The sequence below is a fragment of the Brevundimonas sp. RM1 genome (genome assembly GCF_052907225.1).
In genome coordinates this window covers 93,188-107,384 of the sequence record NZ_JBRERY010000010.1, presented here as the reverse complement: position 1 = coordinate 107,384, position 14,197 = coordinate 93,188, and the positions used below count along the sequence as shown (strand labels likewise).

General features: G+C 67.2%; 14 protein-coding genes. 13 read left to right on the top strand and 1 reads right to left on the bottom strand.

Annotation, left to right across the window (positions count from 1 at the left end; all coding sequences use genetic code 11):
• The 4 genes from ACU5AP_RS11070 to ACU5AP_RS11055 all read left to right on the top strand — a co-directional run.
• The coding region (locus ACU5AP_RS11070; protein ID WP_446681245.1) for a S26 family signal peptidase at positions 1-512 on the top strand (512 nt) is incomplete at its 5' end.
• Positions 513-541: 29 nt separating this feature from the next.
• Positions 542-1,165 carry a lytic transglycosylase domain-containing protein gene (locus tag ACU5AP_RS11065; protein ID WP_446681244.1) on the top strand — a complete coding sequence of 208 codons (624 nt, stop codon included), beginning with the start codon at positions 542-544 and terminating at the stop codon, positions 1,163-1,165.
• Positions 1,166-1,464: 299 nt separating this feature from the next.
• Positions 1,465-1,701 carry a hypothetical protein gene (locus tag ACU5AP_RS11060; protein WP_446681243.1) on the top strand — a complete coding sequence of 79 codons (237 nt, stop codon included), beginning with the start codon at positions 1,465-1,467 and terminating at the stop codon, positions 1,699-1,701.
• 260 nt (positions 1,702-1,961) lie between these two features.
• The gene (locus ACU5AP_RS11055; RefSeq protein ID WP_446681242.1) at positions 1,962-2,120 is read left to right on the top strand and encodes a hypothetical protein; all 159 of its coding nucleotides are present in this window, start codon (positions 1,962-1,964) and stop codon (positions 2,118-2,120) included.
• 53 nt (positions 2,121-2,173) lie between these two features.
• On the opposite strand, the gene ACU5AP_RS11050 is transcribed toward ACU5AP_RS11055, so the two are convergent.
• Positions 2,174-3,394, bottom strand: a complete 1,221-nt coding sequence (locus ACU5AP_RS11050) for an erythromycin esterase family protein (protein ID WP_446681241.1) — start codon at positions 3,392-3,394, stop codon at positions 2,174-2,176.
• Positions 3,395-3,847: 453 nt separating this feature from the next.
• Between ACU5AP_RS11050 and rlxS the strand changes: the two genes are divergently transcribed.
• From rlxS to trbJ, 9 genes are all read left to right on the top strand, one after another.
• Positions 3,848-5,827, top strand: a complete 1,980-nt coding sequence (gene rlxS, locus ACU5AP_RS11045; RefSeq protein ID WP_446681240.1) for a relaxase/mobilization nuclease RlxS — start codon at positions 3,848-3,850, stop codon at positions 5,825-5,827.
• Positions 5,828-6,374: 547 nt separating this feature from the next.
• On the top strand, positions 6,375-8,408 hold the full coding sequence (locus tag ACU5AP_RS11040) for a conjugal transfer protein TraG (RefSeq protein ID WP_446681239.1): 2,034 nt from the start codon (positions 6,375-6,377) through the stop codon (positions 8,406-8,408).
• 76 nt (positions 8,409-8,484) lie between these two features.
• Entirely contained in the window at positions 8,485-8,760 is a 276-nt protein-coding gene (locus ACU5AP_RS11035; RefSeq protein ID WP_269297203.1) for an HU family DNA-binding protein, read from the top strand.
• 265 nt (positions 8,761-9,025) lie between these two features.
• A complete protein-coding gene (locus ACU5AP_RS11030) occupies positions 9,026-9,427 on the top strand; it encodes a ribbon-helix-helix domain-containing protein (protein WP_269297205.1) in 402 nt (133 codons plus the stop codon).
• A 38-nt stretch (positions 9,428-9,465) separates the two neighbouring features.
• Entirely contained in the window at positions 9,466-10,431 is a 966-nt protein-coding gene (trbB, locus tag ACU5AP_RS11025) for a P-type conjugative transfer ATPase TrbB (protein WP_253108930.1), read from the top strand.
• Entirely contained in the window at positions 10,428-10,748 is a 321-nt protein-coding gene (locus tag ACU5AP_RS11020; RefSeq protein ID WP_253107886.1) for a TrbC/VirB2 family protein, read from the top strand. Before trbB ends, ACU5AP_RS11020 begins: the two co-directional genes overlap by 4 nt.
• On the top strand, positions 10,745-11,002 hold the full coding sequence (locus tag ACU5AP_RS11015; RefSeq protein ID WP_253107885.1) for a VirB3 family type IV secretion system protein: 258 nt from the start codon (positions 10,745-10,747) through the stop codon (positions 11,000-11,002). Before ACU5AP_RS11020 ends, ACU5AP_RS11015 begins: the two co-directional genes overlap by 4 nt.
• Positions 10,996-13,470: a conjugal transfer protein TrbE gene (trbE, locus tag ACU5AP_RS11010; RefSeq protein ID WP_446681247.1), complete on the top strand. Its 2,475-nt coding sequence runs from the start codon at positions 10,996-10,998 to the stop codon at positions 13,468-13,470. Before ACU5AP_RS11015 ends, trbE begins: the two co-directional genes overlap by 7 nt.
• Positions 13,467-14,195, top strand: coding sequence for a P-type conjugative transfer protein TrbJ (gene trbJ, locus ACU5AP_RS11005; RefSeq protein WP_446681238.1), 729 nt, complete (start codon positions 13,467-13,469; stop codon positions 14,193-14,195). Before trbE ends, trbJ begins: the two co-directional genes overlap by 4 nt.
• Positions 14,196-14,197 lie beyond the last annotated feature (2 nt).

The following is a 14,197-nucleotide window of genomic DNA, read 5'->3' as shown; positions in this document are numbered from 1 at the left end:
GCCGCGCGCGTCGCTGGCTCGGTGCGGCCGCCGCCGGGGCGGCGCTCATCGGCGTCGCCGCCGCGTTCGACTTCGGCGTCCGCCCCGCGCCGCGCCTCGTCTGGAACGCCTCAGCCAGCGCGCCGATCGGCTTATGGCGCATCGATCCGCACGCCGCCTACGGCGTCGGCGACATGGTGCTGGCGGCGACGCCCGCGAGCGTCCGCCGCCTCGCCGCCGAGCGCCGCTACCTGCCGACGAACGTGCCGCTGCTCAAGCGCGTCGCCGCCGCCGAAGGCGACCTCGTCTGCGCGCTCGGGCCGTGGATCTACGTGAACGCCCGTCTCGTCGCGAAGCGGCGCGAGGCGGACCGGCTCGGCCGACCGCTGCCCTGGTGGCGCGGATGTCGCCGCCTGAAAGACGGGGCGGTCCTCCTGCTGATGGACGCGCCGGACTCCTTCGACGGCCGATATTTCGGACCCGTCTCGCGCGCCGCCGTGATCGGAAAGGCGACCCCGCTGTGGCTGCGCTGAGGCTCGCCGCGCTCGCGCTCGCTCTCGGAATGACGCGTGCGCCCGCCGTCGCTGACCCGGCGCCCGACGTCCCCCCGGCCACGGCTGTCGCGACACCGCCCGCCGTCGCGCGCTGGACGCCGCTGATCCGCGAAGCCTCGCGCCGGTTCGGCGTCCCCGAGGCGTGGATCGCCGCTGTGATGCGCGCCGAAAGCGGCGGCCGGACCCATCTCGACGGGCGTCCGATCACCTCGCGCGCGGGCGCGATGGGCCTGATGCAGGTCATGCCCGGCACCTACGCCGCGATGCGCCGCCGCTACAGACTCGGGTCCGATCCGCACGATCCGCGCGACAACATCATGGCGGGGACCGCCTATCTGAAACTGATGCACGACCGCTTCGGCTATCCCGGTCTGTTCGCCGCCTACAACGCCGGTCCTGGCCGCTACGCCGAGCATCTGGCCACGGGGCGGCCGCTTCCGGGCGAGACGCGCGCCTATATCGCCCAGCTCGCCCGCGCGCCTGCGACACGCGAGATGCCGCCCGCCGTCCTGTCCGGCGAGAGCCTGTTCTTCGCGCTCGTCCGGCCTGAGGCGTCGACCTCCGCCCCGCCGGAGGCGACGGCGTCCGACAGTCTGTTCGCGGTGCGACGGCCGCTAGGCGACCGTCCGTAAGGGGAGGGTCGCGGTGGCGCGCGAATTTAACTGCGACGCCATTCGCGTCGGTCGGCGCGCCTCGTCGCTATCGGGTTGTCGACAATGGGATGCAGCCTCCGGCGCGGGGCGAGCCGACTCAAGGACGACGGGGCCCCACCATTTTTCCCGGCGGGCAGGCGTCGGCGCGCATCCGTAGAGCGCGGAGCGCGCCGGAAAAAATCGTTTCCCCCATCGCCGCTTCGCGGCCGCTGCGCGGTCCCTGACCCGGCCCTTCCGCTCCGGTCGCTGCATCCGTCAATCGGCGAAGGGAGACGGAGATGCCGAAGTCTGAAGAATATTTCTATGCCGACGAAGAGGGTCCGGTCGATCGCTTCGAGGTGCTTTCAACCGTGATCGACGAGCCGGGCGAGGTGGTGATGTGGTGCTGCACCGGCGCCTTCGAGAAGGCGCTCGCCGTCTTCGAGCTGCTCCAGCCGCATTGTCATCGGCTCGGCTACGAGAACCTCGCGCTGCTGGATGGCTGGAGGGACACGGTGGTTCGGCGCGGCGCATAAAGCAGGGCGGCGGCGCCCGTACTGGAGAGGGGGATGTCCGCTCAGACTCCCCCATCATCCGGCGCGGAGCGGGCCGCCTCAAGGACGACGGGGCCCCACCATTTTTCCCGGCGGACAGACGTCAGCCTTCCCGATCGAACGCCGGGCGCGCCGGGAAAAATCGTTTCCCCCATCGCCGCTGCGCGGCCGCTTCGCGGTCCCTGACCCGGCCCGCCCCGCGCCGGAAACCGCACCTGTCTTTCACTCGACAGGAGGTTCAAATGACCTTGGAACAGCATATCGAAGAACTGCGCGCCGAGCTTAGGGGCGTGCTTGATCCGCGCGAACTGCGTCAGATCGCGGCTGAACTGGAGGCCGCCGAGGCCCAGCGGGCGATGCTCGAAACGGCGTCGCTCAAGCTTCTGGAGCAGGGGCGATGACCCCTGCGACCGCGCCAGCGACCGGCGCGATCCTTGGGTCGGGAATGCGCCGGTCAGGCGAGCCCGCGCCCATCTCTTAGATAGATGGCGGCGTCATAGCCGCGCCCAAATGGCGCGTCGGCGGGATAGTTCAGATCGATCAGGCGCGATCGGAAGAAGTCCTCGTGCGACAGGTCGCGCAGGTCTAGGAGGGCCGCCTCCGCGTTCTTCTCCAAAAGCATGGCCTCTATCGAATCCGACGCATGGGCGGGCACGGGGCGGGTCACGGTGAAATCGATCTTCGAGCCTTCCAGCGCCTTGTAGAACAGGGCGCTGGTTTCACCTCGTCCCAAGGTGGTGGCGATGGCGCAAACCCGGTCAGGAAAGGTTCGGGAAGAGACGCTGCCGACGTAGGAGAGGGCGGCTTTCTGCGCCTCGCTCATCGTCGCGATCTGTTGAGCGGGGCCGGGGTCGCGAATGTCCAGATAGACCGTGGGGTCCTTGAGGATATGGTTGTTGTGCGCCCAGACAATGATTTTGCGGCCGGGGAATTTCTGCGTGACCAGCCATTCCAGGTTGGCGGCCATCGCCTCGTCTCTCGAGCGGCCCTCCCAAGCCACCCGGGCCCAGGCCGCCAGACTGAGCAGCTCGGCTTGGGCCTGTTCAACCGCATCGGTCGAGACGTTTTCCTGCTGAAGCGCAGCGATCATCTGATCGATCGAGGCGAAATAGCCCTCCTGCAATTCCTTTGGCGGAGGGACGGCGAACTCGGCGGTTTGCAGCGCCGCGTAGCCGTCGGCGAAGGCCTTGAACTGTTCGTCGGAGAGGTTCGCCCCGACGGTGGAACGGAGAGCCGCCGTCAGGTTTTCGCGGGCCATTTCGCCTTTCAAGCGGCAGTCGAAACCGCACACATCGAGGTGGCCGCCCTTGGCGAATACGGCTTCCACATAGGTCCAAAGGCCGTCGACGGCCGGGGCGCGGCCCCAGAAATCGTAGAGGTTGCCGTCCGCGAACGGCCGGATTTGCGCCGGCTCGCTTATCGCTTCCCAGCCGCGGGTGAGCGACCAGAAGTCGGCCTCGAATGCGAGGACGTCGAAGCCGAACCGACGATGCAGGAGCTCAACCAGACGGCCCCGCAGCCGGATCGAACTGCCGTCGCCATGGCTTGGCTCCCCCAGCATGACGATATCGCGATCCCCGATGACCGCAGCGAGAGCCTCTACAAGCTTCGCATCCTGCCCGAGATCTTGGGCCGCATCGAAGGGCAGGGCGGCTTCCGCAAGCCGGGACGCCACTCCGCCGTCGTGAGCTGATGCAGGCCAGGCCAGCGAAGCGATGCCCGCCGCCAGGAACCCAAGGGATGTCTCGCGTCGCGTAAAAATGGACTACCCTCCTAGGATGCTGCAACCCTCGTAGGGGCGAAGGCCGGATTCGGGCAAGCGGCCGCAACCGCCCGGAATTTCAGTCTGACGGCACGGGGCGGGGCATCGGCCTTCATCGGCGCGGGTGCATCAAGGCGTGCAAGGCAAGATAAAACAACAGCGCCATCTTTTCGGGATGGCGCTGCAAGTGATTGTCTGCACATCGTTTTTTCGAGGGCCGAATAGCGCCATGCCCGGCGCGATGGCGCCATTGGGCGCTGAAAGCCCGCAAATCCGGGCTTTGCGATGGCGCCAATAGGCAAAGGCGTTCGGCCGCGCCATGTCGGGGGTTCGGGCGAGGTTTCGCGCCCGCCGAAAGGAGCCGCCATGTCGAACGACGACGATCTTGAACCGCGCCTCGGCCGCATCCGCTCGCTTGGGAAGGCGCGGGCGCGAAGCTATGTCGGCCGCGTCGTGAAGGCGGCGAACCTGGCGCGCGGCGGCGCAGCGTCAGGGCGGGGCAGGCGCGGTTTCTCCGGCGCGCGGATCGGGCGCGGCGCAGGCGTCGGCCGCGTCCTCGCCTCACGCGACCGCTTTTCGGCGCTGCGTCAGCGCCGGGTGATCATCAAGTCGCGCATCGTGCGCCTCGACGGTCCCAAGGGACTCGCTCCGGCGCTCGCGCACCTGCGCTACGTCGAACGCGACGGAACCACGCGGGACGGGGGACCGGGCCGTCTCTATTCGGCGGACGCGGACAGTGTCGACCGCCGGGCCTTTCTCGACCGTCAGGACGGCGACCGCCACCACGTGCGCTTCATCGTCTCGCCAGAGGACGGCGCATCCTACGACGATCTCAAGTCCCTGACGCGCCGCCTGATGGCGCAGGTCGAGATGGATCTCGGGACGAAGCTCGATTGGGCCGCGGTCGATCACTTCAACACCGCCCATCCGCACACCCACATCATCGTGCGCGGGAAGGACGATCGCGGGAAGGACCTCGTCATCGCGCGCGACTATCTCTCGCAGGGAATGCGCGAGCGCGCCGCCGAACTCGTCTCGTTCGACCTGGGTCCGCGCAGCGACATCGAGATCGCCGACCGGCTTCGTGCGGAGGTGTCGCAGGAGCGGCTGACGAGCCTCGACCGGCGGCTCCTTCGCGATCCCGACGCCGGGGGCGTCGTCGTCGCGTTCGAGCGCGATCCGTTCCAGCAGACCTTGCGGGCGGGCCGATTGCAGACGCTCGGTCGGCTGGGCCTGGCGCGCGAGCTGGGGGCAGGACGCTGGACGCTCGCGCCGGACAGCGAGGAGACCTTGCGGCGAATGGGCGAACGCGGCGACATCATCCGCACGATGCAGCGCGCCTTCACCGTCCATGGCGTCGAACGTCCGGGCCTGGACGCCGTGATCGCCGAGCCGTCTTCGATGCAGCCGATCGTCGGACGGGTGATCGAACGCGGCCTGTCCGACGAACTCAATGATCGTCACTACCTGATCATCGACGCCGCCGACGGCCGCATCCACTATGTCGACATCGGACGGGGCGAGACGACGGAGAGACTTCCAGCGGGCGCGGTCGTACGCATCCGAGCGACGCCCACGGACGCCCGCGCCGCCGACCGCACCGTCGCCGAGATCGCCGCGGCGAACGGAGGCCGCTACAGCGTCGACCTTCATCTCCGTCACGACGCGTCCGCGACGCAGGATTTCGCCGAGACGCATGTTCGCCGGCTCGAAGCCATGCGCAAGGCCGGCGCCGGAGTCGCGCGCGAACCCGACGGCCGCTGGTCGATCGCGCCCGATCATGTCGCGCGGGCGGCGGCGTTCGAAGCCGAGCGCGCCAAGGCGGCGCCGGTGGTCGTCGACACGCTTTCCAGAATCCCGCTCGAACGACAGGCCGGTTTCGAAGGCGTGACTTGGCTCGACCGCGAACTGGTCGCGTCCGCGCCAGAGGCGACGCGCGACGCGGGGTTCGGGCGGGAGATCGCAGCGGCGAAGGCCCGCCGGATGCGTTGGCTCGTAAGGCAGCAGTTGGCCGAGGAGGATCAGGGCAAGATCGTCTATCGCCGCGACATGCTCGCCCAGCTCAGGCGGCGCGAGATGAGCCGCGTCGCCGGGACCCTCTCGGACGAACTCGGTCTCGGCTATGTCGAGAGCCGGTCGGGCGACTGGATCGAGGGCGTCTACCGTCGTCCGGTCGACCTGGCGTCGGGGCGCGTCGCGCTGATCGAAAAGTCCCGCGAGTTCACCCTCGTGCCCTGGCGGCCGGTTCTCGACCGCCATGTCGGCCGCATGGTGTCGGGCGTGATGAAGGGCGATGGCGTCAACTGGACGATCGGGCGCGGGCGCGGCGGGCCGTCGATCACCTAGACGGGAGGTTATGCGCTGATGAGTGACTGCAAGAGGGCGGGCGCCTACCTCGCCTTGGCGCGCGACTATGCCGAGGCAGCGGGTGTCGTCGTGGCGAAGCGGTCTGATCTGCGCTCCTGCTGGCACCTCGTCGCCCATGCCCTTGAGTTGGCGCTCAAGGCCCAGATTTTGCGCAGCGACTGCGACGAGGCGTGGCTGATGTCGTCGGTCGGCCATAATCTGGAGAAGGCCATGCGGACAGTCTTGCGAAGCGGAGCGTCGTCTCCGATTCCGCGAAGTCGCTCGCTTGATCGAGGCGCTCGACGTTCCCCATTCCAGACAGGAACTGCGCTATCCCTCTCTGCTTGCGTCTCCCGTTCCTGCCGCGCCGGCGGCCGCCCACGCGGCGCTTGCCGGGCTTTTGGAGATCGTAGCGGTTCATGACCGGATGGGCAGCCGGGCGCGTCCGTGCGCTTGAATGCGGATAAACGGCCTAACGATCCGATCCGCATGATGGGAGTCTCGCCTCGCCGCCCGCGCGCGCGTTCGCCGGCGGCGGAGAAACGCCGTGACCCCTACCAAACTTCTCGTCGGCCAAATCCTCGTCTGCTTCGGCATGGTGATCCTGGGCGTCTGGGCGGCGACGCAATGGGCCGCCGCGATGCTCGGCTATCAGCCGCAGCTCGGTCCGCCGATGCTCACCCTGCTCGATGTTCCGGTCTATCGTCCCTGGGCGCTGTTCGGCTGGTGGTTCCACTACGAGGCCTATGCGCCCGACGTCTTCGACAAGGCGGGGTTGCTGGCGGGGGCCTCAGGCTTCCTCGCTTGCGCCGCTGCTGTCGCTGGCTCGCTCTGGCGCGCCCGGCAGAACCGGAAGGTCACGACCTACGGCTCCTCCCGCTGGGCCACGCACAGCGAGATCGCGCGCGCCGGATTGATGCGGCCGTCCGGCGTCTTCCTCGGCGTCAAGGACGGCGACTATCTGCGCCACGACGGTCCTGAGCATGTGATGGCCTTTGCGCCCACCCGTTCGGGCAAGGGCGTCGGCCTGGTCGTGCCCACCCTGCTATCGTGGACGGGTTCGGCGGTCATCCATGACATCAAAGGCGAGAACTGGACGCTCACCGCGGGATGGCGGGCTCAATTCTCGCATTGCCTGATGTTCAACCCGACCGATCCCCGCTCGGCGCGCTACAATCCGCTGCTGGAAGTCCGCAAAGGTCCCGACGAGGTGCGGGACGTTCAAAACATCGCCGACATCCTCGTCGATCCGGAAGGAGCGCTCGAACGGCGCAGCCACTGGGAGAAAACCAGCCACTCCCTGCTGGTCGGGGCGATCCTCCACGTCCTCTATGCGGAGGAGGAGAAGACCCTCGCGCGTGTCGCCAGCTTCCTGTCCGATCCTCAGCGCAGCTTCGCTCACACCCTGCGCCGGATGATGGAGACCAACCATCTCGGCGTCCCTGAAAATCCGATGGTTCATCCCGTCGTCGCGTCGGCGGCGCGGGAGGTGCTGAACAAGTCGGAGAACGAACGCTCGGGCGTCCTGTCCACGGCGATGTCGTTCCTCGGCCTCTACCGCGATCCGGTCGTGGCGGAGACGACCTCTGCCTGTGATTGGCGCATCGCCGACCTTGTGGACGCAGCTGCGCCGGTCTCGCTCTACCTCGTCATACCGCCGTCGGACATCAGCCGCACCAAGCCCCTCGTCCGTCTGATCCTCAACCAGATCGGACGGCGTCTGACCGAACGGCTCGAGGGCGATCCGAAGAAGAGCCGGCGGCACGACCTGCTGATGATGCTCGATGAGTTTCCCGCTCTTGGGCGGCTGGACTTCTTCGAGACGGCGCTCGCCTTCATGGCCGGCTACGGCATTCGCGCCTATCTGATCGCGCAGAGCCTCAATCAGATCTCCAAGGCCTATGGCGAAAACAACGCCATCCTCGACAACTGCCACGTCCGCATCGCCTTCAGCTCAAACGATGAGCGGACCGCCAAGCGGATATCCGACGCGCTCGGCACCGCCACCGAGCTGCGCGCCCAGCGCAATTACGCCGGCCACCGCCTCGCACCCTGGCTCAGCCATGTCATGGTCAGCCGGCAGGAGACAGCCCGTCCGCTGTTGACGCCCGGCGAAATCATGCAGCTTCCGCCCGCCGACGAGTTGGTGATGGTGTCCGGGCTCGCGCCGATCCGGGCAAAGAAGCTCCGCTACTATGAGGACCGGAATTTCAAGTCACGGGTTCTGCGCCCTCCCGAACTCGCGGACGATGGATATGCCGACCGCCCCGCTGCGCGTTCCGACGATTGGGGCGGTCAGGTGCGTGAACCGCATGTCGCGCTTGTCGCTCCCGATGAGGACGAACTGATCGCAGCGATCGCAGGAGAGGGGGGTCTTCAACAGCAACGGCATCCGGGCCTTGCCGAGGAAGGCGCCGACGCGACGCGGGAGCCCGAGATTCACGACGCGGCTGCGACCGGCGAGGACGACGGCGACCCGGCGCTGGATCGGCGCGCGATGACGGCGCTGAGCAATGTCGCTCGCGCTCACGCGATGAATGAGGCGACAGGCAAAGGAAACGACCTGCTGCCCGATTTCTAGAACGCCGTATTTCACGCGTGACGATGACCGGAGGTCACGCTACGCGAAGCGTCTCAACAATCCTCTGGAGACACCAATGAACAACAGCGACCTGGCCGACAAGATCGCGGCCGAGCACGGGACCTCGAAAGCCGACGCCCGGAAAATCGTCGACGCGGTTTTCGCCGCGATCGCCGATGCGGCGGCTGGCGGCAGCGAGATTGCATTGAACGGCTTTGGCAAGTTCAAGGTGAAGGACAGCCCGGCGCGCGAAGGCCGCAATCCGGCGACGGGTGAAACGATCAAGATCGCCGCGTCGAAGAAGCTGACTTTCGCGCCCGCGAAAGCGGTCAAGGACAAGCTGAACGGCTGACCTCAACGGAGCGCGCGCCATGTGCGCGCGTTCCGTCAAAGATGATTGCGTGAGCTGAAAAACCCGTTGCTAGAGTTGATCCCGCGCGCTGTCATCGACTGCGTCCGTGCATTTGAGTGAGAATAACGGGGGTAACGGCCTGAGCCGCCTCGCCTGATCTTCGCTGTCGACCCGTCGCGCGTCGCGACGGCCGACGGACGAGGCTCATGATCAATCGTGCCAAAGGCGCCCAAGTCAGCCGGTTTCCGACCCCGGTGGAACGGGCATGAAGCCGCGCCACCACGTTTATCTCGACGCCGAACTCACTGCCGAACTCGATCGGTTGGCGAAGGCCCCCGGAACCTCGAAATCGGCCATCGTCGCGGGCGCGTTGCGCGAGCATTTCCGCCGCCGTGGAATGCGCGAGGTCGACGACCTGCTGAAGGCGCGCCTCGACCGGATGTCGGCCGATCAACGACGTGTCGCCCGCGACATGAACGTGCTGCTGGAAAGCGTCTCGCTCTTCCTCAGCTTCCAGTTCAGCCTTACCGCGCAGATTCCCGAGCCGGACGCGGCCGCCCGCGCGGTCGGGCGCGAACGCTTCCAGAAATTCATCGATCAGGTTGGGCGACGGATCGCCGGGACTGAGACTAGCGACATGCCGACCGTCCAGGAGGACGCGGCGTGACCGGCGCCAATCCCGTCACCTTCGGCCGACGCCGCGCCATGCTGCGTACCGCGATGGGGCCAGCGATCGCCGAAGCACTGGCCGATCCTGTGGTCATAGAGATCATGGTCAATCCAGACGGCGCGTTGCGGCTGGATCGGCTGGGCGAAGGCCGCACCGACACCGGCGTGAGGATGACGCCGCAGGACGTCGAACGGATTGTCCGTCTCGTCGCCGATCACGTCCGTGCGGAGGTCCATCCGAACGCGCCCATCGTCTCGGCCGAACTTCCGACGTCGCCCGACGGGAGTGGCGGCGAACGGTTCGAAGGTCTTCTCCCTCCGATCGCCCCGGCGCCCTGTTTCGCGATCCGCAAGCCCGCCGTGAAGGTCCATCGCCTCATCGACTATATCGCTGACGGGATGCTCGCGCCGGTCCAGGCCGACGTCCTTCGGCGCGCGGTCGTGGACCGCAAGAACATTCTGATCGCCGGCGGCACCTCGTCAGGAAAGACGACCTTCGCGAACGCGCTGCTCGCCGAAATGGCCGGGCTCGACGAACGGATCATCCTCATCGAGGACACCCGCGAGCTGCAATGCGCGGCGGCGGACACCGTCCCGCTGCGCACGCGACCTGGCGTCGTCGGCATGGCCGAACTCGTGCGCTCGACCCTTCGCCTTCGGCCCGACCGGATCGTAGTCGGGGAGGTGCGGGGCGCCGAAGCGCTCGACATGCTCAAGGCCTGGAACACAGGCCATCCCGGCGGGATCGCCACGCTGCACGCCAACTCGGCGCACGCCGCGCTTTACCGGCTCGAACAGCTCGTCGCCGAAGGCGTCGTCACGGTGCCGCGCCGTCTGATCGCCGAAGCGATCGATCTCGTCGTCTTCATCCGCGGTCGCGGCGTCGGACGGCGGATCGAGACCGTCGCCGAGGTGACCGGCCTCGACGGCGACGGGGCCTACGCCGTGACCGACCTCAATCCCCCTCAGCTCAAAGCCCTTCTCAGAGGAGAACTCCCATGACGCCTACCGTGCATCCGCGCCTGTCCGCCTCGGTCGTCCTGGCCGGGGTCCTGATCCCGGTCGTCGCTCTCGCGGCAGGCTCCGGCATGCCCTGGGAAGAACCGCTCCAGAAGGTGCTGGAGTCGGTTCAGGGCCCGGTCGCCAAGATCGTCGCGGTCCTCATCATCATCACGACCGGGCTCGCCCTAGCGTTCGGAGAAACCTCAGGCGGTTTCCGCAAGCTGATCCAGATCGTGTTCGGCCTGTCGATCGCCTTCGCCGCCTCGAGCTTCTTCCTGTCCTTCTTCTCTTTCGGCGGCGGAGCGCTCATCGCATGAGCGTCGAGGGCTTTGAGGTTCCGCTGCATCGCGCGCTGACCGAACCGATCCTGCTCGGCGGCGCGCCGCGCGGCGTGGCGATCCTCAATGGAACGCTCGCCGCCGCGATCGGGCTCGGTCTCCAGCAGTGGATCGCCGGCCTCATCATCTGGCTCGTCGGACACAGCCTCGCAGTTTTCGCCGCCAAGCGGGACCCGGACTTCGCCGCCGTCGGCGTCCGCCACCTTCGGCAGAAGGGGTGGTGGTCATGCTGAACCTAGGAGAATACCGCCGCACCGCCGACCTTCTCGCCGATCATCTGCCCTGGGCGGCCCTGGTCGCGCCCGGCGTGGTCCTCAACAAGGATGGGGCGTTCCAGCGCACCTTTCGCTTTCGAGGTCCCGATCTCGAATCCGCGACGGAGGCCGAACTGGTTTCGGTCTGTGCACGGGCGAACAACGCCTTGCGCCGGCTTGGCTCGGGCTGGGCGCTGTTCTTCGATGCGGTCCGCGTCGAAGCGCTCGGCTACCCCGACAGCGCCTTTCCCGATGCGGCGTCCTGGCTGGTGGATGAAGAGCGGCGGGCGCATTTCGATGGACGGCGCGGGCAGCATTTCGAGAGCCGCTTTCATCTCACGCTCTGCTACTTGCCGCCCGCCGATCAGGTCAATCGCGCGGAGCGCGCGCTTCTGGAGCGGGACACCCCGGACGTCGGCCGCGATTGGCTTCAAGAGCTGCGGGCGTTCGTCGCCGAGACCGATCGCGTCCTCGATCTCCTCTCCGGTTTCATGCCGATGGTGCGTGGCCTTGATGACGCAGAAACGCTGTCATTTCTCCACGCGACGATCTCGACGCGGCGGCATCCGATCGCCGCACCGTCGACACCGATGCATCTGGACGGTCTTCTCGTCGACACCCCTCTGTCGGGCGGCATCAAGCCGATGCTGGGCGACGAGCATCTGCGGACCGTCACGATCCTGGGCTTTCCCAACGCGACCCGTCCCGGCCTGCTCGACGCGCTCAATCATCAGGACTTCGCCTATCGTTGGGCGACCCGCTTCATCTGTCTCGACAAGACCGAGGCGAACAAGGCGCTGACCAAGATCCGGCGCCAATGGTTCAACAAGCGCAAGTCGATCGCGCAGTTGATGCGCGAGGTGATGACCAACGAGCCGGTCCCGCTGACCGACACCGACGCCGACAATAAGGTGGTCGATGCGGACCTTGCCTTGCAGGCGCTTGGCGGCGACCATGTCGCCTTCGGCTATCTGACCACGACCGTCACCGTGTCCGACGTCGATCGCGGCGCGGTCGAAAATAAGGTCCGCATCATCGAGCGGATCGTCAACGGGCTCGGCTTCACCTGCATCCGCGAGTCCGTCAATGCGGTCGAAGCCTGGCTCGGAAGCCTCCCCGGCCATGTCTATGCCAACGTCCGTCAGCCGCTCGTCCACACGTTGAACCTCGCCCACCTCATGCCGTTGTCCGCGGTCTGGGCCGGGCCCGTTCGAAACGTCCACCTCGACGGTCCGCCGCTTCTCTATGCGGAGACCCGCGGAGCGACGCCGTTCAGGCTGTCGACCCATATCGGCGACGTCGGCCACATGCTCATCGTCGGGCCGACCGGCGCGGGCAAGTCGGTGCTGTTGGCGCTGCTCGCCCTACAGTTTCGCCGCTACGCCGGATCGCAGGTCTACATCTTCGATAAGGGGCTGTCGGCGCGGGCGGCGACGCTGGCGATGGGCGGCGACCATATCGCGCTCGGGGAGGGGGACGCGCTGGCCTTCCAGCCGCTCTGCAACATCGACGACGACGCTGAACGCTCGTGGGCCGCCGACTGGATCGCCGAACTTCTCAGCCATGAGAAACTGATCGTGACGCCCGAGCTGAAGGAAATGCTCTGGTCGGCGTTGACGAGCCTTTCCAGCGCGCCGCCGGAAGAGCGGACGCTGACAGGGTTGTCCGTCCTGCTGCAATCGCAGGCGCTGAAATCTGCGCTCGCGCCGTGGACGTTGGAAGGGCCGTTCGGACGACTGCTCGACGCCGCCGAAAACCGGCTGACCCTCGCCGACGTCCTGTGTTTCGAGACCGAAACCCTGATGGACACGCCCAGCCTTGTCCTGCCGGTGCTGAGCTATCTCTTCCACCGCCTGGAAGCCCGGTTCGACGGTCGTCCGACCCTGCTCATCCTCGACGAAGCCTGGGTCTATCTCGATAATCCGACCTTCGCCCAACGCATCCGCGAATGGCTGAAGACGCTCCGAAAGAAGAACGTCAGCGTCGTCTTCGCCACGCAGTCTCTGGCTGACATCGCCGACAGCAGCATTGCGCCGGCCATCATCGAAAGCTGCCCGCAACGCATTTTCCTGGCGAACGACCGGGCCGTCGAGCCGCAGTCCCACGCCGCCTATGAACGCTTCGGCCTGAACGAGCGTCAGGTCGAACTCATCGCCCGGGCGACGCCCAAGCGGCACTATTATCTCCAGTCGCGCGGCGGAAACCGGCTGTTCGAACTCGCGCTCGGCCCGGTCGCGCTCGCGCTTTGCGGCGCGTCCGACCCCGCGACCCAGGCCTTGATCGACGCTCTAGTAAGCGACGCGGCCCTGAAAGACGCGGGACCCGAGGCATTCGGCGCGGCCTTCCTGCGCGAGCGCGGCCTTCCGTGGGCCGCCGACCTCCTCAGCGATTATCCCGGCGCGGCGTCTGCCGAGCCATTCAACCAGCAGAAGGAGCCGACCTCATGAATTCCCGCCCCCTCATCGCCGCCGTTCTGGCCTCGACCGTCGCCGCCGGCGGCGCGCTCGCGCCGGTTTCGCCGGCCCACGCCCAGCTCAAGGTCTTCGACGTCACCAACTACAGCCAGAACGTTCTGACGGCCGCGCGCACCCTCCAGCAGATCAACAACCAGATCACCGCGCTTCAGAACCAGGCGACCATGTTGCAGAACCAGGCGCGCCAGCTCCAGCGTCTGGACTTCTCTTCGCTGGACCAGCTCACGCGTTCCATCGAGCGCATCGACGGCCTGATGGCTCGCGCCGAAGGCATCGCCTTCGACGTCGCCGCCACCGACGCGACGCTGCGCGAACAGTTTCCGCAGACATTCGATCGAAGCCTCAGCACCGACCAGATCGTCCAGCAGGCGCGCGCCCGGCTCCAGTCGTCCTTGCAGGGCTATCGTCAGACGATGCGCGTTCAGGCCCAGGTCGTCGAGAACGTCCGGGCCGACGGCGCCTTGCTCACCGATCTCGTCGCGCAAAGCCAGGCCGCGACCGGCGGCTTGCAGGCGCAGCAGGCCGGCAATCAACTGACGGCGCTCGTCGCCCGTCAGCAGCTTCAGCTTCAGTCGATGATGGCTGCGCAGTATCGCGCCGACGCCATCGAACAAGCGCGCCAGCGACAGGTCATGGAAGCGGCCCACGAGCGGACCCGGCGGTTCATCGGAACCTGCCCCGCCTATACGCCGCAATAGGC

Excerpts from the sequence above, each read along its gene's own strand:
- ACU5AP_RS11060 (WP_446681243.1), top strand. The coding sequence starts at position 1,465 with ATGCCGAAGTCTGAAGAATATTTCTATGCCGACGAAGAGGGTCCGGTC.
- ACU5AP_RS11015 (WP_253107885.1), top strand. The coding sequence starts at position 10,745 with ATGAGCGTCGAGGGCTTTGAGGTTCCGCTGCATCGCGCGCTGACCGAA.
- trbE (WP_446681247.1), top strand. The coding sequence starts at position 10,996 with ATGCTGAACCTAGGAGAATACCGCCGCACCGCCGACCTTCTCGCCGAT.
- ACU5AP_RS11065 (WP_446681244.1), top strand. The coding sequence starts at position 542 with ATGACGCGTGCGCCCGCCGTCGCTGACCCGGCGCCCGACGTCCCCCCG.
- trbB (WP_253108930.1), top strand. The coding sequence starts at position 9,466 with ATGCTGCGTACCGCGATGGGGCCAGCGATCGCCGAAGCACTGGCCGAT.
- ACU5AP_RS11055 (WP_446681242.1), top strand. The coding sequence starts at position 1,962 with ATGACCTTGGAACAGCATATCGAAGAACTGCGCGCCGAGCTTAGGGGC.
- rlxS (WP_446681240.1), top strand. The coding sequence starts at position 3,848 with ATGTCGAACGACGACGATCTTGAACCGCGCCTCGGCCGCATCCGCTCG.
- trbJ (WP_446681238.1), top strand. The coding sequence starts at position 13,467 with ATGAATTCCCGCCCCCTCATCGCCGCCGTTCTGGCCTCGACCGTCGCC.
- ACU5AP_RS11035 (WP_269297203.1), top strand. The coding sequence starts at position 8,485 with ATGAACAACAGCGACCTGGCCGACAAGATCGCGGCCGAGCACGGGACC.
- ACU5AP_RS11030 (WP_269297205.1), top strand. The coding sequence starts at position 9,026 with ATGAAGCCGCGCCACCACGTTTATCTCGACGCCGAACTCACTGCCGAA.
- ACU5AP_RS11020 (WP_253107886.1), top strand. The coding sequence starts at position 10,428 with ATGACGCCTACCGTGCATCCGCGCCTGTCCGCCTCGGTCGTCCTGGCC.